This is a genomic window from Terriglobia bacterium, assembly GCA_020073205.1.
Lineage (GTDB): Bacteria > Acidobacteriota > Polarisedimenticolia > Polarisedimenticolales > JAIQFR01 > JAIQFR01.
This window is the reverse complement of record JAIQFR010000021.1, coordinates 26,633-50,494: the sequence shown is the minus strand read 5'-3', so window position 1 is coordinate 50,494 and position 23,862 is coordinate 26,633. Positions and strand designations below refer to the sequence as shown.

Here is a 23,862-nt window from a genome sequence, read left to right as displayed (position 1 = left end):
CGGGCCGTTTTGATTTGATCGACGTTGAACAGCCCCTCCGGCTTCGAATGCTTTGCCAGGGCAACCTCCAGCGATGCATAGTCGGCCGTGCGGTGATGGTCCAGGTTGTTCGTTCCAACAATCTGCCGCATGAATTTCTGAAGCAGATAATTCTCTTCGTTGGTGAGTCGAGGAGAACCCAGGGCTTCGACGACCTCGACGGCCGTCGCGTAGCGGCCGAACGGCGCGGAGACTTGAACCCCTTGCACGTGCGGTGCCAGAGCCCGAACGGTCTCCTGCGCGATGGCGATTCCCTCCGCCCTGGCTTTCTCCTGAGTATCGGCCCCGCGCATTCGCTCCAGAACGGCCTCGGGTACCCGCACTCCCGGTACCTCGTTGTTCATGAACTCGGCATTCCGGTAGGACGCGAGCGGCCACACGCCGGCGATCAGCGGAATGCGGACGTGCCGAATCCGCTCGAGAAACGCGAGGAGCTCTCCGACCTCGAATACCGGCTGGGTGACGACGAAGTCGGCGCCCGCGTCCACCTTCCACTCGAATCGCGAGATCTCCCTCGGGATGTCCACCGCTCCAGGATTGAGCCCGACGCCGGTGAGGAACGACGTGGGTTCCCCGATCGGGTTCCCACCGACATCCATCCCCATGTTGAGTCGGTGGACCATGTTCACGAGTCCGATGCTGTCCACGTCGAACACGGCCGTCGCGTCGGGGTAATCGCCGAGCTTCGGCGGGTCCCCCGTGATCACCAGGAGATTCCTGAGGCCCAGGGCGTGGGCCCCGAGGAGGTCCGACTGCATTCCGAGGAGGTTCCTGTCGCGGCAGCAGTAGTGGATCAGCGTCTCGATCCCGATCTCCCGCTCGAGCCGGACGGCCATCGCCATTGGGCTCATTCGAGCGGTGGCCCGGGGACCGTCGGGGATGTTGATCGCGTCCGCGCCGTGGTCGCGAAGGAGGCGCGCCCCGTCGAGATTCTTCGCCAGTTCGTGGCCACGGGGCGGCAGCATCTCGACGCTCACCACGAAGCGCCCTTCCGCGAGCGCCGCTCCGAGGCGCGAGCGGCTCGCGATCGGCGGAGGAGCTGCGGCGACTTTCACGGCCGCGGCGGCGCGAGGGGCCGCCGCGATCCTCCGCGGCGCCAGCGCGCGCACCGCTCTCCGGATCTGCTTGAGGTGCTCCGGCGTGGTACCGCAGCATCCGCCGACGATCCGCGCGCCCGCCCCGATGAAGCGGCCCGCGTAGCTCCCCATGTACTCCGGACTGCAGAGGTAGAAGTTTCGGTCCTCGACGACCCGGGGCTTACCGGCGTTCGGCTGTGCGACGATCGGTAACGTCACCGCGGACGCGAGGCGCTCGACCGCGTCGAGCATCGCTCCCGGGCCGACGGAGCAATTGACGCCCACCGCGTCCACCGGCAGCGCCGCGAGGGCGGCGCCGAAAATCTCGGGGCTCACACCCTCGAGGCTGTTCCCGTCGTCCTGCAGCGTCATCTGAACGACGATCGGCAGGTCGGAGACGCTGCGCACCCCGCGCACCGCCGCCTCGGCTTCCGCGAGATCGTAAAAAGTCTCCAAGGAAAACAGGTCGACGCCACCCTCCGCTAGGGCAGCGGCTTGCTCGGCGAACAGCGCCGCCGCCTCCGCGGTGGACGTCGGTCCCCAGGGCTCGATCCTGAGCCCCAGCGGGCCGATCGCACCGGCGACGAAACCGTCGGCGCCGGCGACCTTCCTCGCGAGCTGGGCGCCGGCGGAGTTGATCTCCGCCACGCGGTCGGCGAGGCCGTGCTTCGTCAGCTTCACCCGATTGGCGCCGAACGTGTTGGTCTCGATGACGTCCACTCCGACCGCGAGATACTCCTGGTGGACCTCCTCGACGACGAACGGGGCGGAGAGGTTCAGCTCGTCGAAGCATCGGTTCAGCGTGATTCCGCGGTCGTAGAGGCGGGTTCCCATCGCGCCGTCGAAGACCACGACGCGCTCGGACAGGAGGCGCCTGAAGTCGCGGCTCGCCATGAGCTCCTCGATGTTCTTATAGTCGCTGGCGGCGGCGGGAGTCAAACCCGGGCGAGAAAACGACATGGGGCCGCCGAGGGTTCGGCGGCCCCTGCTCGATGCGAGAAGCGCGGGAACGGAGCGACAGGCTACTCGAGGACGCGGATCACCACCCTGCGGTTCTGCGCCCGCCCCTGTTTGGTCTTGTTGTCGGCCACCGGCTTCGACTTTCCGTACGAGATCACGCTCATCGCGTGGAGCGGCAGGCCGTCCTTCTCGTTCAGGTAGGTCATCACGGCCTTGGCCCGCTTCTCGCCGAGCTGCATGTTGTAATCGTCGCTGCCGATGTTGTCGGTGTGTCCCTCGATCTCGAGGTAGACCGTCTTGTCCATGGACTTGACCTTCGCGGAGAGGTCGTCGAGGTCCATCGCCGCCTCGGACGGGACCGCATCCTGGTCGAACGAGAACTTGACCCGGTCGTCGGACAGCGTCACCGTCCAGAGGACCTTGCCCCTCGCCAGCTTCTCGGCGTCCTGAGCCTTGTTCATCGCGGCGGAACCGATCTCCACCGCCTTTTCCGCCGTTCCCTTGACCTCGGAGATTCGGGTGTCGGTCTCCTTGCGGAGGTCGCCGACTCGCCGCTCGTTCTGCTCGACGCCGCTCTCCACGCCTTTCATGCGGGTGTCGGTCTGCTCCTGGTCCTTCCGGTAGACCTTCTTGGTCACGCAGCCCACCGAGACTGCGAGGACCCCGATGGCCAATAGGGCCACAACCGTCGTCGTTCGCTTGCGCATAGCCTGCTCTCCTTGAGTGCTCCCCGTCCTGCCTGCCGTTGGCGACGCCGGTCGGGGAGTCCGGGTGCCTTCTCGAAGCATCCTCGTCGAGCCCAGGGGGCTTCGACGTTCCGTAACTGTATTCCGGTCGTTACGAGACTGCAACAGCCCCCTCCGACCAGTAGCTTTCAATCGTCGTGCCACGCATGAGAGCCGAGAAGTGGCTGAAAATAGGGCTTTTTCTCAGCGGGAGCACGTGTAAGAATGACGCGACCGAGGAACGAATTGCCTGGCTTGAGCACCCGTGGACGCCATCGGACCCGGCTGGATCGTCCGGTTCAGGGCGTGGCGTAGTACCCGGTCCGAGTGTGAACCTGGTATCGGCTCTTCCGGGTCACCAGCTGGATCCGGCGATAGGAGCCGTTCCACAGCGTCCGGCTGGGAACGTAACCGATCAGGTACTGGTGGCGTAGCTCTTCGTCGATGCGGACGACCGCCTCTTTGAGCTCGTCGGGATCGTGGACCGCGAAGAGCGAGCCGCCGGTCTCGTCGGAGAAGCGGGTGAGGACGCTGAAGTTGGTGGCCAACTCCTCTTTCATCGGCAGGAGATCTCGCGGCAGCGAGGAGAACCCCACCGTATAGATCGGAACGCTGGCTCGCCGCGCCAATTCGATCGCCTGGTCGAGGCTCGTTCGACTGGCGTTGTCCACGCCGTCGGTGATCAGGAGGATCGCCTTGCGCCCGTCGGTTCCCGCCTGAACGAGCCCCGGCGCCGCGGCCACCGCGTCGTTGAGCGCGGTCTGGCCGTATCCAGTCTGCACCATGAGCCTCTGCAGGAAGCGCTCGCGGTCGTTGGTGAACTCGGTGATCCAGGCGACTTGCTCGTCGGCGAATGCGATCAGCGCGAACCGGTCCTGCGGCCTGAGTCCGTCCAGGAAGTAGCGTATCGCCTCCTTGGCCGCATCCAGCTTGCCGCTGATCCTCATGCTCCCCGAAACATCCAGCATGAACGCGATGGAAACCGGCGCGTCGGATTCCACCGAGACGAACTGGATCTTCTGGGGGATGTAGTCTTCCATCAACTGGAAGTCATTCGCGGTGAGCCCCTCGATGACCCGCCCTTTACGGTCCTCGACTTTGGTCGGCAGCAGCACGAGACGGATCTTCTCCACCTCGACGTAGCCGCTCAGCACGGGATCGGTGCTCGATGCGCCCGCGGTAGAGGCCGCAGCCGTCGCGAGGGCAACTTCCCCTCCTCCGGCGGAAGCGTCCGGTGCCTGGCCCGCAAGGGCCAAGCTCATTCCCCAGAGAAAAGTGAGCGCCGTCGTTGCGATCGTCCTGACGTTGCGTGTTCGAAACACAGAGTTCTTCCTCGGGCCCCCGCGATCCAATTTGCAATTCCGAGGCCAAGACGTCAAGTGACCCCAGACGCTCAGATCATGAACGACCCTGAAAGGTAACCATCGCCGTCGAATCGTCCTCGGAACGGGACACGCCGCCAACCGCCGCCCGGCACCGTCGGTCCCCGTAGCTCGAGCGCCCCGTCTTCGCCGGACCGCGCCTCGAGCCCGGAGACGAGCCGCCCCACGGTTCCCGCCCGGAGCCCGTCGGGCTGGCCCACGGCGACGAGCCCGCCGGCCTCTGGGAACGCGAGCCCCTCGAGAAACGGAACCCCCAGGTGGAGAAGGAATAGACATTCCGCGACCGGAAGCGGCTCGCCCAGAGACACGAGACCGGTCAGGCGGCCGCCGAGGGCCTCGCGGATCCGGCGTATCACCAGCAGATCGGCGACGCGCCAACCCCAGGTCGTCGCCGACGGGAGCCGTCCCGCCAGGAGTTCCGCCTCGGACCGCCTCTCCCCTTGCCGGAGCGCGAATCGCAAGAGCCGCTTGCCTAGCCAGCTCGTCGCCCCGGTGGCCAGCTCGAGGTGGGTCCGAAGCGCCCCGGCGAGCGAGCGTGGCAGGACGGCCAGCTGCGGTCGGACGCCAGCCAAAGCCGCCCCCATTCCATCCGCACGGGAAACGTGCGCGAGCTTGGCACCGCGCGCGAGGCACGCGAGAGACAGGGCGAGATGGGTGGCGCTCTGCGCCGAAATGGACGAGAGCACGGTTGCGCCTCGTTCGATGCGAAGAGCGGCGGCGACCGAATCGGCCGCCGCCAGGACGTTCGCGTGGGTAAGGGGGATCCCGGCGAGTCCGCCGTGGAGCAACATCGCGGGCGCTCCAGCTCCCTCCTCCGCCGGCCGAGTCAGGAGGTCCGGCGACCGTTCCAGCGCATTGGCGCCGACCGCCCGTGCTCCGGCGACCGTCAGGGCCGCCGCCCGATCTTCTCCGGCCTCGCGAAACAGCAGGACGAGGTCGAGCGCCGGTAAGTCCGGCCGGATCGAGAGGATCCGGTCGAGGAGCGTCTCGTCGGAAACCAGGATTTGGCGCGCCGACGTGTCCCTGAGGACATCGAGGAGCCCGTTCCCGGCGTCACCGGGCTCGAGCGGCACCAAGGTCGCCCCAGCGCGGATCACGGCGAGGAAGCCGAGGAGCAACTCCTCGCCCACGTCCGTGAGGACCGCCACGCGAGAGCCGGGCTCGAGCCCGTAGGTCACGAGCGCGGCCGCCAGCTCGAGCGACCCGCGGTCCAGGTCGGCGGCCGAGACGTCGCGCCGGCCCGGGTCGTCCCGGACGAGCGCTGGACCCGGGTGGTCGCGAAACGCGGCCGCAGCGAAGTCGACGAGCGATCGGGAAGACATGTCGGAACGAGGAGCACCGCCGTCTTCGGGCGCGCCGGCGAGGTCACCTGCGCGTCCCGCGAACGGCATCACGGAATCAGAATCGCCATGTGAAGCTCGCGCCGATGAGGTGGACGAAGGATTCGTACTTGCCGTCGATGACTCCATCCACCGTTTGATACGGGTTCTCGCTCGGCTTGTGGGCCGGGGCGCCCTTGGCGTCCCGGGTCTGGAAGAAGAGCGGCATGTAATAGACGTCGGCGTTCCAGTGCTTGCCGCAGTAACCGTAACCGAGCGTCACCGACTTGCGGTCGCCATCCGGGATCGAGGGACGCAGGGTCTCGTCGGGAATCGGGTTCTGGTCCCATACAGCACCGAATCGAAGCTCATGCGGGCCCGCGATCTTCCACGCCGCGCCGAACCTGGCGGCAACCGTGTTCTTCCAGCTCTCGGCCTGGTCGATATCCGCAACGACCGGGATCGGGCCGGCGGGCCCGGGAACGCTCGTGTTCTTTTCGAAGTTCACCGCCAGCTTGTCGAACGTCGACCACTGGGCCCAGCTCAGATCGAACTCGAATGCCCAATTCGGCACCCCGGTCCACGCGAAGCCGGCCGCGGCCTCCGCAGGGAGATCGAGCGTGGCCGTGCCGGGACCGTTCGGGAACAGCGCCGCCAGCAGGGGGTTGATTCCGGAGAATTTCACGTTTCCGTCGATCTTGGGGGATAGCGCCGCTCGGTACGTGAACCCAAAGGACCACTTGGGGTCCTTGGCGTGAACCGCCAGGTTCCATCCGAACGCGTTGCCATCGCCGCTGAGATTCGATCTTCCCACCACCGTCCCGGGTTCCTGGCTGAGCAGGGCGCTCTGATCCACGTCTCGCGAGAACTCTCTGATGTCCGCAAGCATGTAATCCGCGCCGATGGCTAGCGACCACCGATCATCGAAGGCGTAGGCGAAGTTCGGGTTGACGACGAACGTCATCAGGTCGGCCTTGCGGCTGGAGAAGACGACGGGGCGATCCTTCCACTCGGTAACGAGACCGAACGGGGTCGTCACGCCGACTCCCCACGCCATCTTGCCGTTGATCTTCTGAGTGAAATAGAAGCTCGCTGGAAAGGCGTTGTTCTGCTCGGAGTCGAACCGGGTCGGCGAAATCACCGCGTAAGGCGCGTTGTACGTGGGATCCGTAGAGGTGAACTTCGTGTCCTTTCCGATCGTGATCAGGCTCAGGCCGAACTGGACCTGCATCCCGTCGAAGCGGGTCAGGGCAGCGGGGTTGTACCAGTTGGCCGCCGCATCGTCCGCGCGGGCGACCCACGCCCCCGCCTGGCCGGAGGCCTTGGCGCTTTGCTCGTAGATGCTGAAGCCGGAGGCCATCGCGGGAAGCACGCCCGCGAGGATCAGCGCCGTCCCGAGGATCCACGGTGTCCCACGTCTCATGTTTGCCCCCTTGATATTGGGTCCGCATCCGGGCCCCACGGCACGCGCCGCAGCAATGGGCGCCGGAAACCGGGCACAAACGGCTGGCAGGATAACATGGCCCCGATCCACGCCCCGCCGCTTTCTGCATCGATGCAGCACGAAAGACGCCCCGACGGGCCCACTCCACGAGAGCACCTTGACTCTACCCCCGGTTCCCCATATAAAGACGTCTTTCTGGTACCGGGCCGTCGAGGAGGTCCCGCCGCGAGGCTTGTGCGACCGTCGGGGCCGAACGGAGGCGATCACTCATGTCGTGGAAGCGGTCGATTGCGATGTCGGGCCTGCTCGTGGCCCTCGCCGTGCTCGGATCCGTGGCGTTGGCGGACGAAACCCCGGGAACCGAGCCGAAGCCCGAGGGAGGCGAGAAGCCTGCCCAGGCAACTCCTCCGGCGGCGCCGGCCCCGGCGGCCCACTGGTGGGGCGACCGCTTCTCCCTCTACATCGAGGCGAACACCGGCGGGGCCTCGAGTTCGCGCAAGATCGATTCGTCGATCACGACGTCCGCGGCCATCCTCGCGACGAACAATCTGGATCTGGGGAGTCTGGATTACGGCCGCCTCGCCATCGGATGGAAGCTCCCCGCGGAGAAGGGGATGTTCCAGCTGGTCTGGAGCGGCTACCGCGAGACCCGCTACACGTTCAACGCCGTGGGATACGAGGCGGATGCACTGGCTCGGATCGGAGGGCAAATCAATCCGAGCAGTGTCCCCATCGGCTCGCCGGTGGCCTGGTGGCAGGTGCAGGTGAAGAACGGCCATCTCCTGGCGCACCAGGGCATCCCGATCCTGGAAGCGGACGGGACGATCTCCTACGAGAACGACAACCCCGACCTCAACACGTCCCTGTCGACGGAGGTCGCCGACGACCTGCAGAATCGAGTGCAGACCCTGGACTTTCTCTTCCAGCGGGAATTCGGCGGACGCGTGTTCCGGGGCCGCTGGTCATCCGGCTTGCGGTATTTCACGTACAAGGGTACGGTCCCGGCCACGGCCTGGCTCAACAACGCGGATTTCGGCGGGGTCGGGTACACCGACGGCACGTTCATCCGCCTCCTTCCGATCGCCGAGAGCGCGTCGGGCGTGGGCCCGACGGGATCGCTGGAGGCCCAGTACCGCCTCTTCCGCGCGCGCGTCGTGTTCTTCGCGCAGGCCCGCCTGGCGTTCGTCTACCAGAGTCTCGACGCGGACACCGGAGACTTCTTCACCCTCGCGCAGGACCCCACCGCCGGGAGGATGTATCCCGTCCCCTCCAGGCTCAAGCAGAGCCGCACCAAGACCTCGTGGCAGGTCGCGGGTGAGGCAGGCGTCCGGGTGCGGATCCTCGAAGGCGTGCAGTTCGAAGCCGCGGCCGGGCAGAACTCGTTCCAGGATTGCATCCTGCTGCCGACCCAGCTTCTGATCCCGACCACGTACACTGCGGCCCCCTTCGGGACGTCCGCGCTGTACAACACCCGGGATTTCCTCGTCAGCGTCTGGCGCGCCGGCTTCAGCTTCCAGTTCTAGCGGCCCGGGAGCGGTGTATCATGGCCGTCCCGCCGTCCGGCGGGTTTCGACGAGGGATGTGCCGTGCGCCGCCGGTTTCGTCCGACGCTCCTCCTCCTGCTCCTCGCGGCGTGCGTACCGGCTCGCGCGTTCGCGACCGAAGCGGACATCGGCGAGATCCTCCGGTTCGCAGCCGAGGTCGCGCAGAAGGGCGACTGGCGCGAGGCCCGCTACCGGTGGGAACAGGCGGCCAAGATCGAGCCCGACAACCCCCACGTCCTGAACAACCTCGCGGTCGCGCACGAGGTCCTCGGCGACGGGGACGAGGCGAAGCGGCTCTACGAACGGGCGATCACGCTCGGCGGCGGCGACTCGCGGATCGAAGACAACGCCACGCGCGCCGCGTTGTTCCGACGCACCGCCAAGGGCCCGGACGCCGGCAAAGATGGCGGGGCCCAGTCGCCCGTCCAGGACGCCCAGCCCCGTCGCAGCCGCCGCGGGGGGATTCGCGTGCCGGTGAAGCTGCCGCTCCCCGCCCGGCTCGATCTTTCCGGGGAGAAGAGCCTCTTGGTGGCGGGATTCCTCAGCAATGAAACGGACCTCCTGGACACGGGACGGGAGATCGTTCGTTTCCTGCGCGCCGAGTTCCACAAGCATACCGCGCTCAAGGTCCGCGACGTCACGCCGCCTCCGGCGGTGCCGGAGCAGACGGTCGAGGACCTGGTGGCGAACTCCGAGTTCTGGAAGCACCTCGGACGGGAATACGAGGCCGACCTGGTGCTCTCGGGCGTGGTGCGGTACGGGCGGCGCGACGCCTCGGGGTTCGGCGACGTCGACTCGGTCAGCCCGGTGACCGGCCAGAAGGTGCGCCAGACCCAGTTCATCGAGCAGGAGCAGTTCACCTTCGAGATCGAGGTCTTCTTCTTCGACGGCGCGACGGGCAGCCTCCTGTTCCGCGACCGTTTCCAGAGGAGCGCCATCTACAAGGGGCTGGCGAACGACCCGATCACGGCTTTCTACGAGCTCAGCGAGACGATCGCCGGCGATGTGCTCGCCGTGGTCTCGGCCAGGACGCGGGAAGACGTCCGGGTGATCTTCAAGAGCTAGGGGCCGAACCCGTTTGTCACGGGGGCACGGCGGCAGGATAATGGCCGCTCGCGGGAGATGTCCATGAACACCTCGCTCCGCTGCGCCGTCGTCCTCCTCGTCGCTTCCGGCCTGGCGCTCGTCCCCGCCGAGGCGCAGTTCGGACAGAACAAGATCGCCTACGACCGGTTCGACTGGAAGACCTATTCGTCGCCCCACTTCGACGTTTACTACTACGGGACCGAGGCGGAGCTCCTTCAGGACGTCGTCTCGTACGCCGAGAGCGCCTACCTCAAGATCAGCAAGGACTTGGACCATGAGCTGAAGGTGCGGATTCCCCTGGTGATCTACAAGACCCACGCCGAGTTCGAGCAGACCAACATCACCATGGAGGATCTGCCGGAGGCGGTGGGAGCGTTCGCCGAGCCGATGCAGAACCGGATGGTCGTTCCGATCGACGAGCCGCCCGACCGTCTCTACGCCGTCATTGCCCACGAGCTGACCCACATCTTCCAATACTCGATCTTCTTCGAGGGATACCTCGGGCGCGCCCTCCGCTCCAATCCGCCGGCCTGGATCATGGAAGGAATGGCCTCGTACCTGGGACAGGACGAGGACAACTTCGACCGGATGGTCATCCGCGACGCGGTGGTGAACAACATCCTTCCCCCGGTGCAGGACCTCGTCTACCCCTCGTTCCTGGCCTACCGGTACGGGCACGCCGTGTTCGACTTCATCGAGAAGGAATTCGGGAAGGAGGGGCTCCGGAGCTTCATCTACGAGTACCGCAAGGTTCTTCTCACCAACAACCTGGAGAAGGCGGTCAAGGAAGCGTTCGGCTGCGACATGCCCGAGTTCAATCGCAGGTTCAACCGGTACCTTCGCAAGAAGTACTTCCCGGTCCTCCTGGACAAGAAGGCGCCGGAGGATTACGGCAAGGAGATCGGCCTCAAGAAGGAAGGGGTGTTCACCTTCTCACCCACGCTCTCGCCATCCGGCGAGCTGGTCTCGGCGCTCGCGACGCCGAAGATGGACCTGGACCTCATCGTCCTCTCCGCGGAGGACGGATCCCTCATCAGGAACCTGACGAAGGGGTGGACCAATCGCTACCAGTACCTGGTCGCGGAGGCGTTCAGCGGCCGGCGCGACCTCTCCTGGTCGCCCGCGAGCGACCAGATCGCCGTGTTCGCGCGGAAGGAGAACGCCCGCCCGCTCCTCCTGTTCGACGGGCTCACCGGCAGGCTGACCCGGATGATCCGTCTCCCGGGGATCGCGCAGTGCAAGAGCCCCGTGTTTTCCCCGGACGGCAAGCGGGTCGCCTTCGAGGGGAACAAGGACGGGGTCGTGGACCTGTTCGAGATGGACATCGCCACCGGGTCGATCCGGAACCTCACGCAGGACGAGTTCTTCGACGCGAATCCCTGGTACGCCGCCGACGGAAAGACGCTCGTTTACAACCGACGGATCGGGAGCTACTGGAAGGTGTTCTCCGTCGACCTCGAGGACCCGTCGAGGAAGACCCAACTCACCTTCGGTCCGTCCAGCGACCTCCAGCCTGCCTACTCGCGGGACGGCAAGACCCTGTTCTATTCTTCGGACCGCGGTCCCGGCGGGATCTTCAATATCTACGCTCTCGACCTCTCGTCGGGTGAGATCCGCCAGTACACCGATGTGGTGGGCGGCTGCTTCTCGCCGGTGGAGATGGCGGAGAGGAACGGCGAGCCGTACCTCGTGTTCACCGCGTTCTTCGAGGGCACGTTCCGCCTGTTCCGGATGCCTCTCAAACAGCCCGAGGCCCGTTTGGCCCCCGCGGCCGCGGGAGAGGCCGCGCCGGAGATCCACCCCTTCGAGCCTCCGCTGGCCCTAACGCTCGACGCGGGAAAGATCGGCCCCTACCGGCACCACTGGGAGGTGGAGGCCCCCTACATCAGCGTCGGCGTCGCCGACAACGGGACGATCCTCTCGAACGCCGCGGTCCAGTTCTCCGACCTCCTCGGGGACCAACGGTTCAGCATCCAGGCGTCCAGCGTCTCCAGCTACTCGAACACCGAGGTGATGTACATGAACCTCCGGCACCGCCTGCGCTGGGGCGCTGCGATCTACGACTTCCGGGATTATTACGCGCAGGTGTCCTCGAGCGGTTTCACCTCCCGCCAGGATCAGGTCCAGAGGACGACGGGCGCGACGTTCTTCGTGCAGTATCCGATGAGCCGGCACTACCGGGTGGAGGGCTCCGTCGGGTACCTCGACCGCTCACAGGACTACATCCTCGGCATCAGCGGTGTCGACCCCAACACCGGGCTCGCGGTCCTGGATACCGTCAACATCAAGGACCGGTTCGCACTCTTCTCCACGTCGCTGACCGGCGACACCACGCGATACCAGGAGTGGGGGCCGTTCCAGGGGAAGCGGTTCGACGTCGGCGTCACGTACGGCGCCGACGCGGGTGGCACGATCCCCGGGAACCTCGTCGAGTACTCGCTGGATTTTCGCGCGTACAAGCAGCTGACACGCCGGTCGCTCCTGGCGTTGAGGATCGCGGGGGTCGACAGCGCGGGGGGCCGCCCCACCTACTATGCCCTCGGCGGGATCAACCAGCTCCGCGGGTACAACTTCCGGGACTTCTTCGGGACCCGGGTCGCGTGGAGCAATCTCGAGCTGCGCTTCCCACTCGTGGACCAGCTCCGGTTCCCGTTCGGCGCGATTCGCTCGATCCGCGGATTCCTGTTCATGGACGTCGGGGCGGCCTGGTTCAACGACGGTTCGTTCTACGACCCCGAGTTGGCGGGGGTCGGCGGAGTCCGGAGCGGGGTGGACATCAACGGTAAGCCGGTCCAGTTCAAGTTGTGGGACTCCGCCAACGGCCGCTTCCAGGACGGGCGTGGCTCGTACGGCTGGGGGATCCAATTCCTGTTCATCGGCGGGCTCCAGTTCAACTGGGCCTGGTCCCAGAGGATGGCGTACACGCGCTACGATTGCCAACTCGACCCTAACAACAACTGCCAGTTCGACGCGAATAACAACCTGGTCCTCGTCCCTCGCAAGGCCGACACCGGCGGGGTGAGGACGGAGTTCTACATCGTGTTCGATTTCTAGTCGCCGCGGGTCGCGGCCGGCCCGGCCTCGCGCCGCTCACGCCTCGAATCGGGAGCGGCCGCGAACGGCAAACCCAGCGCTGAGCAGACCGACCAGCACGCCCACGCCGGCGACCAGCGCGACGGCCCCTGCGGGCAGGGGGCGGCCCGCGAGAATGTCCAGGACGACTCCGGGCCGCGGTCCCGCCGACGCGACGGCGGCGCGCCGAGCGCTCTCGACGAGGAAGAGTGCCATGGAGGACGCGGCGAGCCCCTGGACGAAGCCGGACACGAGGAACGGCCCGCGCACCAGGCTCGGCGGCGCGCCGACCAGGAGCATGATCTCGATCTCTTCGCGGCGGGCGTAGACCGCGAGCCGCATCACGCTGGCGATCACGAGAATCACCGCGGCGAGAACCGCCACCGCCGCGCACGCTCCGGTGAAGCGCGCCATCCTGAGGATGCCATCGAGCCGGTCGAGCCAATCCAGGTCGAACCGAACCTCCTCGACTCCCGCGAGGCCCGATGTCGCTGCGACCGCCCGGCGCGCCGCGGCGGCCGCGCCCGGCCCGGGGGCGACGAACGCCTCGATCGAGGCGGGCAGAGGGTTCGTCCCGAGGGCCGAGGGCACGTCGGACAGCTCTCCGAACGACTCACGAAACCTGACGAGCGCCTCGTCCTTGGTGACGAGGCGCACCGCCGAGACGCCCGGCGTGGCGGAGAGTCGGCTCGCGATCGCCTTGCGCGCCTCGTCGCCGGCGTCGTCGCGGAGGTAGACCCGGACCTTTACGTCGGTCCGCCACCCGTCGAGCCGCGCGCCGACGTTGTGGACCACGAGCAGTGCGGCGCCCGCGAGGGACAGGACGGCCGCGAGGGTCACGATGGCGAGCAGGTTGACCCCCGGGCTGTGGCGCCATTCGTCCGCCGCGTCGGAGACGTAGTAGCGGAGCCGGGCGAAGGCGCGGCTCACGCGGAGGCTCCCGTACCCGCGACGCGCCCGTGGTCGAGGACGATCGTGCGCCGCTGCATCCTCCGGACCATGTCGCGATCGTGAGTGGCGACGACCACGGTGGTCCCCCGGGCGTTGATCTCGCGGAAGAGCCTCATGATCTCGACCGACAGGTCCGGGTCGAGGTTCCCCGTGGGCTCGTCCGCGAGGAGCAGTTCCGGCTCGTTGACCACCGCCCGCGCGATGGCGACCCGCTGCTGCTCGCCGCCGGACAGCGCCTCGGGATGCACGCCGATTCGATGCTGGAGACCGACCCCCTTGAGCGCGAGATAGGCGCGCCGGCGCTGCTCGGCGGCCGGGAGGCCCGCGACGTTGAGCACGTACGCCACGTTCTCGAGCGCGGTCTTCCGGCGGATCAGCTTGAAGTCCTGGAATACGACGCCGATGAAGCGCCGCAGCTCGGGGACCTTCGACGCCGGGAGCGCGCCGACGTTCCTCCCGGCCACGAGGATCTGCCCTTCGTCGGGCAGCTCCTGCCTCAGCAGCATCCTGAGAAGCGTCGTCTTCCCCGCCCCGGAGGGGCCGGTGACGAACACGAACTCACCCCGCCCCACCTCGAACGTGACGTCCTGGAGGGCGGTCACCCGGTGCGGGTAGCGCTTGACCAGGTGGTAAGCGCGGATCATCTCGACCCGGCAGCGAGGAAGCTCACCAGCTCTGGTTCACGAGCGTGTCGTGGGCGAGGATCTCGCCGTCCTTGTTGAAGTAAACCGCAATCGGCTTCTCGGGCAGCTTGACCTTGAACGGCGTTTCGGCACCGTCCACGATGAACATGCGCTCCGGCTCGCCGGCGCTCTTGGCCTTCGCGGGGTACTTGATCGCCTTGCCGCCGTCGAACTCGAACGTGAGCCAGCCGCGGGACTTGTAGTAGACGCCCGGCAGCTCCGTTTTTTCCTTGCCTTCGACCACGCGCTGCTTGATCTTCCCTTCGATGAGCCACTTCCCGTCTTCGGTCTGCCTCACGTCGTAGAAGAGCGCGTACTGCGGCAAGCCCGCAGAACGGAACCACTCGTCGAAGAACCAGGCCATGGTGCCGCCGAAGTCCTTCTCGGCCACTCGCTGGAGGTCCATGGTGACGATCTGCTTCTCCGCGAGCTCCGCTCCCAGGTCCTTGAGGTACTTGAAGAACTTCTCGTCACCGAACGTCTCGCGCAGCACGTGAAACGCGTAGGGCCCTTTGAAGTAGACGTTGAACTGGTAGGCCGCCCCAGGATTCTCTCCCCCCCAGAGCGCCGATGCGTCCTGCACGCTGGAGAGCATCTCGTACCTTAACACCCCCCGCCGCCATTCCGCGACCTTCTCGTCATACGCCTTCCGGCTATACACGTTCTCGACGTAGAGCGCCGCCGAGTACTCGGCGAGGCTCTCGATGAACCAGTAGTTGCGGTTGTTCGCGTTCCCGATCAACGAGCCCCACCACTGGTGGCCGGTCTCGTGCGCGACCACGTCCTTGTTGAACTTCGAAAGGCTGGAGCCGCCGCCCATGTTGGCCGCCACCTCCCCCTCGCCCCGGAACACGCCGAAGCCCAGATAGATCATCGAGGCCGGCGACTGGCCGTAGAACTCGCCCAAGGGGTCCGCGACGAGATCCAGCTTCGCGAACTTGTAGTCCTGCCCCCAGACCTCGCGGTAGAGGTTCAGCGCGTTGACGGCCTGGTCGGCGATGGCGGACAACTGCTTTCCGCGGATGCCGCGCGCCCCGCCCTCGAATTTCGCGACCCGGTCCTCGGCGTCGTCCTCGCTCTTGAGGGAGGTCTCGTCGAGAGTGTGCGTGCTGACCTTGTCCACGTAAACGTGAACCGGGATCTCCGTGCCGTCCTTCTTCGTCGCCTTGATCTTGGGCCCGTCGGTGATGTACTCGCCGAAGATCACCGTGGGGAACGAAACGGGCCGGTCGGAGGACCACCTCGTGACGTTGACGCCGTTTTCGGTCTTCTCCGACACCTTCTTGCCGACGCCCAGCACCCTGTACTTGTCCCTGACCTTCACGGTCAGGTCGAACTTCTCGATGGGGTCCGTGAAGCGCACGAAGGGCAGCCAACCCCCGCGGTCCATGGCGGAGTAGGACGGGTTCACCTGGTAGATGCTGTCCAAGTTCGTGAACTGCATCTTCAGCACCGCCTTCGTGCCCGCCGCTACCGGCTTCGGGAAGATGACCAGCGCCGAGTACGCTCCGGTCTTGACCCAGCTCAGCTCGTCCCCATCGCCGTCGGTGATGGACTTGATGATCATCTTCGGGTTCCGGGTCTCCTTCTGCTCGTCGCCGGGACGGCGCAGCCGCGAGATGTTGAACGGCAGCTCCCGCAGGGTCTCCTTGATCGTCATGCCGTAGGTCAGGTCTCCGCTCAAGGCCTGGCTGTCCTCGAGTCCGATCTCGACGGTCCCCTCCAGGCTGTCCAGGTCGAAGTCGCGCGCGTCCGCGTCCTCGCGCCGCTCGAGATCCGCGGCCGCAGGCGTGCTCTTCAGCACCGAGTCGGAGTAGTACCCGAAGATCGCATAGGGGAAGACCTGGCCGCCGAACCCCGGCGCGGAGGCGCCGTACTGAACGTCCCAAGGCTCGTAGTTGTCGTAATCGATCCAGATCCAGCGTTCCTCTCCGGACGCGCGCTTGATCGCCAGATCCAACGTCTGGCGGTCCGCCTCGTACGGCCTGCGAAATCCGAAGAAGCCGTTGTCCTTGAGGCTCTTGTCCCATTCGTTCCGAAGATCGTCGTAGTCCTTCTGCAGGGCGCTGCTCGTCTCCCCTTTCGCGACCTTCTTGAGCCCGGTGAAAGCGGACGCGAGGATCTGCTCGCAGGATGCCCCGTCGCCGCGGACCTCCGCCTTCTCCGGCTTGAAGACGTAGTTCTCCTTGTGCTCCTTCAACATGACGACGTTGTAGGTCTGGTAGTAGTTCAGGTTCTTCGGCGGCGAGTAATCGTACGCCAGGTCGTCCGCGACCAGCGTGAAGGTCGACGGCTTGCCCATGTAGGATGTCTTGAACAGGCTGCCGTTGGTCGCACTGACCTTCATCCCGTACCGGTCGAACGAGAATTTTTCGAACCGGTAGAACTCGTCGTTCTCCCTGAGGCTCCGGTGCAACCCGTCGTAAGTGTCCTGGACGTCCTCCTTGGCGATCGCCCACTTGCCGTTCGCACCCTTCTTGAAGGTCAGGAGGAGCCGCTCGACCTTCTCGGTGTCCTTGTCCGCGGTGTTCTTCAGGAAACTCGCGGTGATCGTCGTGTCGTCCACCTTCTTGAGGTTGGGCGAGAAGGAGCCGCGCGCGACGCCGACACCGTCCGCGTTCTTCTGATCCAGCAGGGAGCCGATCTTCTTCTGGAGGAGGTCGGTGATCTCGCCCCTCGTATCGTACGAGATGCTCTCGTCCGCGGCGTGGGCCAGAGAAGTGAACAGCCCGGCGGCGAGCGCCAGGGTGAAGCACGCCGCCCACGTCAGGGTCTTTCTCGTGGCACTGTGGGACATCTCAATCCTCCTCGAACGAGACCCGCCCCGCGGCGCGTCCGCTAAACCACGACCCGGCTCGGCGAGAGGTGGGGGATATTCTATCGCACGGGCCGCCCGGGCGGCCCGTGCCCCGCTCCTGGACCGTCCCGCCCCTGTTCGTTACGAAGCCGGCCTCTGAGGGTTGCAGGGAGACGTCGCGCGTCAGGCGACGTAGAAAGCCCTGTCCTCCCGGACCATCTCGCGGAGGAGGCCGGAGGGACGGAACCGCTCTCCCTGGCCGTCGGCCAGGCGCGAGAGGCGGTCGACGAGAACGGGGATGCCCACCGCGTCGGCGTACCGGAGGGGGCCGCCTCGGAAGGCCGGGAAGCCGGTCCCCAGCACCATCGCGACATCCACGTCGCGCGGCTCCCGGGCGACACCGTCCTCGAGGCAGAGCACCGCCTCGCTGACCATGGAGAGCACCATCCGCTCCTGGAGGGTCTCGCGGGGAAGCTCCTTCGGGGCCGGGGACCCCGCGAGCCTCGCGACCGCGGGGTCCGCGCCGGCGGGGACCCCTCCGCGGTAGCGGTGGAAGCCCTTGCCGTTCTTCGCGCCGAGCCGCCCCTCGGCGACCATCGCGTCGAGGAGCCCGACCGCACCGCCGATCCGCTTCCCGTAGGCCCCCTCAAGAACCGACGCGGCATGCTTCGCCGTATCGAGCCCGATCTGGTCCAGCAGTTCGAAGGGGCCCGCGGGCAGGCCGAACTCGTTCATCGCCCCGTCCACGGCACCGATCCCGAGCCCCTCGGCGAGAAGGCGCGATGCCTCGCTCAGGTAGGCCATCAGGATCCTGTTCACGAGAAACCCGGGCGAATCCCGGACGACCACCGGCGTCTTTCCCAGCTCGAGCGCGAAGGCGTGGACCGTAGCCACAGCTTCCGGGGACGTCCGGCTCCCGGCGATCACCTCCACGAGCGGCATCCGGTGGACCGGATTGAAGAAGTGCAACCCCACCACGCGCTCGGGGTGAACGGCCCGGGATGCGACCTCGGAGATCGGGAGGGTCGACGTGTTGGATGCGAACACCGCCCGCTCCCCGATCCGCTCCTCCACCTCGGCGAGGACCGCCTGCTTGACCGACAGGTCTTCGACCACCGCCTCGATCACGAGGTCGGCGCGCGCCAGCCCTTCGAGCCCCAGGGTCGGCGAGATGAACTCCACGGTCCGCTCCGCGACGCGGCTACCCGGCCTCTCGCGCTCGGCCATCTCTCGCGCGACGCGGAGGGCGCTCCTGAGCCCGCCGAGGAGCGCCTCCTCACTCACGTCGCGAAGCCGGACCGGGATCTCCCGCTCGGCCACCTGTTCGGCGATCCCCGCGCCCATGACCCCTGCGCCCAGCACCGCGACCTTGCGGATCCGCCGCGGGGTCGCCTGGTACCCCCCCACGTCTTTCTTGAGGGCGTTGCGGTTCGTGAACAGCCAGATCAGGTTCTTCGAGGTCCGCGTCGGAACCAGCTCGCCGACGATGCGCGCCTCGAGGTCGAGGCCTTGCGAGATCGGCAGGGCGAACGCCGCCTCGATCGCCTCGAGGGCGCGGAAGGGGGCGGGATAGTCGGCAGGGGCGACCCGACGCGCGGTCCTCCGGCGCGCCTGGGAGAGGAGCTTCCTCCTGAGCGGCCCGACGCTCTCCACGAGCCGCGCCGCGAGGGGGCGCCGGTGACGTTGCGCCCCACGCCGCCCCGCCTCGGCCGCTTCGTGGAGCATGGCGAGCGCCTCGCGACGGAGCCGAGGTCGCGGCACGACGCGGTCCACGAGCCCGATCCTCTCGGCGTACCTCGCGTCGATTTGACGGCCGGTCAGGATCAGGTCCAACGCGTGCACGAAACCGACGATGCGCGGGAGACGCTGGGTACCTCCGAACCCCGGCACGATCCCGAGCCGCACCTCGGGGAGGCCGATGCGGACCTCGGGGTCGTCGGTCGCCACGCGGATGGAGCAGGCCAGAGCCAGCTCGGTCCCGCCTCCGAGGCACGTCCCGCCGATGGCGCACGCGGTCGGCCACGGAGCGTCCGCGAGCCGCTGCAACACCGCCTGGCCGCGACGGGAGCCCTCGCCGGCCTCGTACGCATCCTTGATCGCGGCGATCGCCTCGATGTCCGTCCCCGCCATGAACATCCCCGGCTTGGCGCTTTCGAACAGCAGGCCCCGGACCTCCTCGCGCCGCGCGAGCTCCTCGAGAAGGCGGTCCAGCTCGTTCAGGACCTCGGGCGTCAGCAGGTTCACGTCGGACGACGGGCGGTCGAACGTCACCCGAACGATGCCGTCGGGACCGGCTTCTTGAGCGATGCCCGGGACGCTTCCTTCCTGCATTACGCCCGCTCCAGCACCATCGCCCCCCCCTGCCCTCCCCCCACGCTCTGCGTGGCGAGGCCGAGGGACGCGTTCCGGCGCACCATTTCCCTGACGAGGGTCAGGACCAGCCGGGCGCCGCTCGCCCCGAGGGGATGCCCGATCGCGATCGCTCCGCCGTTGACGTTGACCCGTCCTGGGTCCGGCGCGCCCACCCGGCCGGTTCCGAGGTAGCGCTCGCAGAACAGCCTCGATTCGAGCGCCCGATAGCAGGCGAGCACCTGGGCCGCGAACTCCTCGTCGAACTCCACGAGATCCATCCGCTCCAGGGCCAGCCCCCCGGCGCGCCGGAGCGCCTCGGGCACGGCGAACACCGGGCCGAGCCCGATCCTCGACCGGCCGCAGCCGGCGAACCCCCACGACCGCACCCTCGCGAGGGATCGAAGACCGAGCGCCCTCGCCCGCCCCGCGGACGCCAGCACCAGCGCCACGGCCCCGTCCGCGACCCGCGCGGCGTTCCCGGACGTCACCGTGCCGAACCGGCCGTCCAGCGCCGGCCGGAGCGCGGAGAGCGCCTCCGTCGACGTGTCCTCTCGGATGCCGTCGTCCCTCGTGGCCGCGTCCTCGTAGTCGGGCGGGATCGGGACGCTCGCCACCTCACCGGCCATCCTTCCCTCCGACCAGGCCGCGGCCGCGAGACGATGGCTCCTGTGAGCCAGCGCGTCCTGGTCCTCCCGCGGAACGTCGAACTCGCGCGCGAGACGCTCCGCGATCTCTCCCATGCGAAGGCCGGTCAGCGGATCCCTCCGCACGAGGACGGGCGGAGAAACGGGACGGAAGTGCCGCGGCCTGAGCGCGGAGAACGCGGCGAGGCGAGAAACCGGACCGCGCGCGCGGGCCGCCCGGGCCCAGATTTCCCGGGCCTCGTCGGTCCACTGCCACGGCAGGGTGGACATCGACTCGACGGCCGCGGCCACGACGAGATCGGCATCGCCCGATCGGATCCTGTATGCCGCCTCGACGATCGCCTCGAGGCCCGACGCGCCGTCTCGGCCGACGGTGAACGCCGGGACGTGGGAAGGGAGCTTCGCGAGGAGGGACGCGGTCCGGCCGAGGACGCCCCCGTCCGCGGGGCCCGCGGCGCTTCCCACGACGACCTCGTTGATCGTCTCCGGGTCGACCTCCGCACGCTCGACCGCTTCGCGCACCGCTACCCGCGCCAGCTCCGCGGCGCCGACGCTCCCGAAAAGGGTCCCGGCCTCCACGAACGGGGTCCGAACCCCGGCGACGATCACCGCATCGTGGTCGCTGACCAACGTCTCCTCCGGCTCAACCCTGGGACTCCCGGTCCCGCGCGATCCCGTAAGTCTCCAGCTTCTTGTACAGGTTGGAGCGCGGCGTATCGATGGCCTTCGCGGTCGCCGCGATGTTCCAGTCGTTCTCCTCGAGCTTCGCCACGAGAAACGCTCGCTCGGCGGCGTCCTTGAACGTCTGGAGCGTCGCCCCCTCCCGAGGGACGATCAGGGCGCCGCCGGCAACGCGAGGCTCATCGCTTCCGAGCGGCATCGAGAGCCCCGCGGGGATGTCGGACGCGCGGATCGAGTCGCCCGGTGTCATGATGATCAGCCGCTCCACCGCGTTCCTGAGCTCCCGCGCGTTCCCCCGCCACGGCAGCCCCCGCAGCACCTCGAGCGCGTCCTCCGCGAACCGCTTGGGGCGGTAGTTGTTGTCGCGGCAGAAGCTCTCGGCGAACCAGGCGAGGAGCGGCTCGATGTCCTCCGTCCTCTCCCGTAGCGGCGGAAGGTGGACCGGGACGACGTTGAGACGGAAGTACAGATCCTCCCGGAACTGTCCGGCACCGATCTCGGACGGCAGGTCCTTGTTGGTGGCGGCGATCACCCGGACGTCCACGGTGAACGAGCGCGCGGCCCCCACGGGCTCGACCTCGCCGTCCTGGAGGACGCGAAGCACCTTGGACTGGGTCTTGAGGCTCATGTCGCCGATCTCGTCCAGGAAGATCGTGCCGCCGTCGGCCTGGACGAACTTGCCTGACTGGTCGCGGGTGGCGCCGGTGAATGCGCCCTTCTCGTGCCCGAACAGCTCCGACTCGATCAGCTCCTCGGGAATCGCGGCGCAGTTCACCTTGACGAACGCCCGATCGGCGCGCGTGCTGTTCCGGTGGATCGCCCGCGCGACCAGCTCCTTCCCCGTCCCGGACTCGCCCGTGATCAAGACCGACGCCTTGGTCGGAGCGGCTCTGGCCACCTCGTCCTGCACGCGGCGAAGCAGCGGGGAGTCCCCGACCAGGCGGAATCGCTCTTCAAAGGAGAGCTTGAGATCGCGGTTCTCTTCCTGGAGGCGCCGGCGCTCGAGGGCGTTCCGGAGCACGAGGAGCACGCGCTCGCGCTCCAGCGGCTTCTCCATGAAATCGAACGCTCCGAGGCGCGTCGCCTCGACGGCCGTCGCGATGGTGCCGTGGCCGGACACCACGATGACCGGAGGATCGAGTCCGCGCTTCCTGAGCTCTCCCAGCACCTCGAGGCCGTCCATCCTCGGCATCTTGATGTCGAGGAGCACGGCGTCCGGCCGGGATTCCTCCACCTTGCGAAGCGCCTCGGGTCCGGACGCCGCCTCGAGGATTCCGATCCCCTCGTACTCGAGGATCATCCGGAGCGACGAGCGAATGTCCTCCTCGTCGTCCGCAACGAGAACGATCGGCTTGTGCGCGGGACTCATGGATCGCGCCGCCCTCGGAAACCACAAGGGACGGCGAGAATAGCACAGCGCGCCGGGTGCAAGTCCGCAGCCGGCACGCCCGTCCGCGGCGGGCTCAGTTCTTTCCGGCCGCGGGCACCCGCATGAACAGGGTCGAGACGTTCTTGCCGACGGTGATCTTGAGCTTGCCCACGGTTCCCGGCGTCAGGCGGCCGACCGCTTCCTTCCACGTGGAGATGCCGGTGACCGCGGCGTCGTTGACCGCCGTTACGACCATGCCTGCCCTCAGTCCGGCCGCGGAGGCTTCGGAGCCGACCTCGACGTCGGTGACGAGGACGCCCTTCACCGCCTCCGGGAGCTGGAGCTCCTCGCGAGCTCGCGCGTTCAGCGTTTCGACCTTGATGCCGAGCGCCTCGGACGACCGACTCCCTTCCGGCTCACCCTCGTCCCCCTGTCCGCGCTTCCTCCGCAGGTCGCCCTGCCCCAGCTCGGCAGCGTCGGGACGCTCCGCCAGCGTCAGGGTGAACTGCATCGGCTTGCGTCCCCGGAGCACCTCGAGGTCGATCCGGTCCCCCGGCTTGCGCGAGGCGACCCTGCCCAGGAGGTCGCGCCCGTTCTTGATCGTCTCGCCCGCCACCTTCCGGATCACGTCGTCCGGCTGGATGCCCGCTTTCTCCGCGGGCCCGTCGGAAGTCACGGTCTGGACGTAGACGCCGCCCTTGTCCGGCAGGCCGAGGTATTCGCGCATCGCGTCGTTGATGTCGGTCATCGAAACCCCGATGTACCCGCGCCGAACTTTGCCGGTAGCCCGGAGCTGATCCATGGCGCTTCGAGCTTGGTTGATCGGGAGCGCGAATCCGATCCCTTCGGCCATCCCGCCCCGATTGATCGCGGTGTTGATCCCCACGACCCGCCCCGACGCATCGAGGAGCGGCCCGCCGGAATTGCCGAAGTTGATCGCCGCGTCGGTCTGCAGGAAGCTGACGAGGCTCCGGTCGGTGTCCCCGATGGGAACCTGACGATCCTTGGCGGAGATCACCCCCGCCGTGACCGTCTCGGAGAGCTCGAACGGGTTTCCGATGGCGATCACCCACTGGCCGGGGCGGAGCTTGTCCGAATCGCCCAGCGCAAGCGTCGGCAGGGAGCGCCCCTTGGAATCCACTTTGAGCAGCGCGAGGTCGATGTTCGGGTCGGTCCCGACGATCTCCGCATTCAGGCGGGTGCCGTCGTTCAGGGCGACCTCGACCTTGGTGGCGTCCGCGACCACGTGGTTGTTGGTCAGGATGTAGCCGTCCGGAGAAACGAAGAATCCCGACCCGCCGGACTGCTCCCGCCGCTCCTCCCGAGGACGCTGCTGCTGCTGCCGTCGCTGCTGGTCGGGCCCGAAGAAGAACCGGAAGAAGGGATCGTCGCGGAACATCTCGTGGGGGTCGTCCTCCGTGTCCCCTCCTCCCTTCTTCACGCTCGTGCTCGTGATTCCCACCACGGCGGGGATGGACCTCTCGACGATGTCCGCGAAGTCGGTCGATCCGGCGGCGCCCATCGGAGGCTCCGCCGCGGATCCGAGCCCCGCGGTGGGCACGTCGCGCGCCGCGAGCGCGATCTGCGGTGCATTCAGGCGGCCGCCGAGGACCATGCCGAAAATGATGCTCACGCCGACGACGGCAAGAAGGAGCGGGAACGTCCACTTGCGGTTCATGTTCCTGACCTCCCCGGGCGGAGCCCGCCCGGATCCTCCGAATCCAACGCCGCGAGGAGA

Annotated in this window: 15 protein-coding genes; 3 read left to right on the top strand and 12 right to left on the bottom strand. The window is 67.4% G+C overall.

Going from position 1 to position 23,862, the window contains the following annotated elements; translation table 11 throughout:
• The 5 genes from LAO51_06720 to LAO51_06700 form a co-directional block, all read right to left on the bottom strand.
• The coding region (locus tag LAO51_06720) for a bifunctional homocysteine S-methyltransferase/methylenetetrahydrofolate reductase (protein ID MBZ5638439.1) at positions 1-2,009 on the bottom strand (2,009 nt) is incomplete at its 3' end.
• A 128-nt stretch (positions 2,010-2,137) separates the two neighbouring features.
• Complete coding sequence (locus LAO51_06715; GenBank protein ID MBZ5638438.1) at positions 2,138-2,782, bottom strand: OmpA family protein; 645 nt, start codon at positions 2,780-2,782, stop codon at positions 2,138-2,140.
• A gap of 317 nt (positions 2,783-3,099) precedes the next feature.
• Positions 3,100-4,122, bottom strand: coding sequence for a VWA domain-containing protein (locus tag LAO51_06710; GenBank protein ID MBZ5638437.1), 1,023 nt, complete (start codon positions 4,120-4,122; stop codon positions 3,100-3,102).
• 71 nt (positions 4,123-4,193) lie between these two features.
• Positions 4,194-5,504 (bottom strand): AMP-binding protein, encoded by a 1,311-nt coding sequence (locus LAO51_06705; GenBank protein MBZ5638436.1) that lies wholly within the window; start codon positions 5,502-5,504, stop codon positions 4,194-4,196.
• Between the two features lie 76 nt (positions 5,505-5,580).
• Positions 5,581-6,924, bottom strand: a complete 1,344-nt coding sequence (locus LAO51_06700; protein MBZ5638435.1) for an outer membrane protein transport protein — start codon at positions 6,922-6,924, stop codon at positions 5,581-5,583.
• A 290-nt stretch (positions 6,925-7,214) separates the two neighbouring features.
• Here LAO51_06700 and LAO51_06695 point away from each other — a divergent pair, with 290 nt between their 5' ends.
• The 3 genes from LAO51_06695 (at position 7,215) to LAO51_06685 (ending at position 12,629) form a co-directional block, all read left to right on the top strand.
• On the top strand, positions 7,215-8,468 hold the full coding sequence (locus tag LAO51_06695) for a hypothetical protein (protein MBZ5638434.1): 1,254 nt from the start codon (positions 7,215-7,217) through the stop codon (positions 8,466-8,468).
• Positions 8,469-8,531: 63 nt separating this feature from the next.
• Positions 8,532-9,554 carry a tetratricopeptide repeat protein gene (locus LAO51_06690; protein ID MBZ5638433.1) on the top strand — a complete coding sequence of 341 codons (1,023 nt, stop codon included), beginning with the start codon at positions 8,532-8,534 and terminating at the stop codon, positions 9,552-9,554.
• A 63-nt stretch (positions 9,555-9,617) separates the two neighbouring features.
• Positions 9,618-12,629, top strand: coding sequence for a hypothetical protein (locus LAO51_06685; GenBank protein ID MBZ5638432.1), 3,012 nt, complete (start codon positions 9,618-9,620; stop codon positions 12,627-12,629).
• A gap of 36 nt (positions 12,630-12,665) precedes the next feature.
• On the opposite strand, the gene LAO51_06680 is transcribed toward LAO51_06685, so the two are convergent.
• The 7 genes from LAO51_06680 to LAO51_06650 all read right to left on the bottom strand — a co-directional run bounded on the left by LAO51_06680 (position 12,666) and on the right by LAO51_06650 (position 23,802).
• A complete protein-coding gene (locus LAO51_06680) occupies positions 12,666-13,577 on the bottom strand; it encodes a permease-like cell division protein FtsX (GenBank protein ID MBZ5638431.1) in 912 nt (303 codons plus the stop codon).
• Positions 13,574-14,242 carry a cell division ATP-binding protein FtsE gene (gene ftsE / locus LAO51_06675; protein MBZ5638430.1) on the bottom strand — a complete coding sequence of 223 codons (669 nt, stop codon included), beginning with the start codon at positions 14,240-14,242 and terminating at the stop codon, positions 13,574-13,576. Before ftsE ends, LAO51_06680 begins: the two co-directional genes overlap by 4 nt.
• 22 nt (positions 14,243-14,264) lie before the next feature.
• Positions 14,265-17,078, bottom strand: a complete 2,814-nt coding sequence (locus LAO51_06670) for a hypothetical protein (protein ID MBZ5638429.1) — start codon at positions 17,076-17,078, stop codon at positions 14,265-14,267.
• Positions 17,079-17,261: 183 nt separating this feature from the next.
• Complete coding sequence (locus LAO51_06665; protein MBZ5638428.1) at positions 17,262-19,409, bottom strand: enoyl-CoA hydratase/isomerase family protein; 2,148 nt, start codon at positions 19,407-19,409, stop codon at positions 17,262-17,264.
• A complete protein-coding gene (locus tag LAO51_06660) occupies positions 19,409-20,704 on the bottom strand; it encodes a thiolase family protein (protein ID MBZ5638427.1) in 1,296 nt (431 codons plus the stop codon). Before LAO51_06660 ends, LAO51_06665 begins: the two co-directional genes overlap by 1 nt.
• Before the next feature lie 13 nt (positions 20,705-20,717).
• Positions 20,718-22,124, bottom strand: a complete 1,407-nt coding sequence (locus LAO51_06655; protein ID MBZ5638426.1) for a sigma-54 dependent transcriptional regulator — start codon at positions 22,122-22,124, stop codon at positions 20,718-20,720.
• A 94-nt stretch (positions 22,125-22,218) separates the two neighbouring features.
• Positions 22,219-23,802 (bottom strand): Do family serine endopeptidase, encoded by a 1,584-nt coding sequence (locus tag LAO51_06650; GenBank protein MBZ5638425.1) that lies wholly within the window; start codon positions 23,800-23,802, stop codon positions 22,219-22,221.
• Positions 23,803-23,862: the final 60 nt, after the last annotated feature.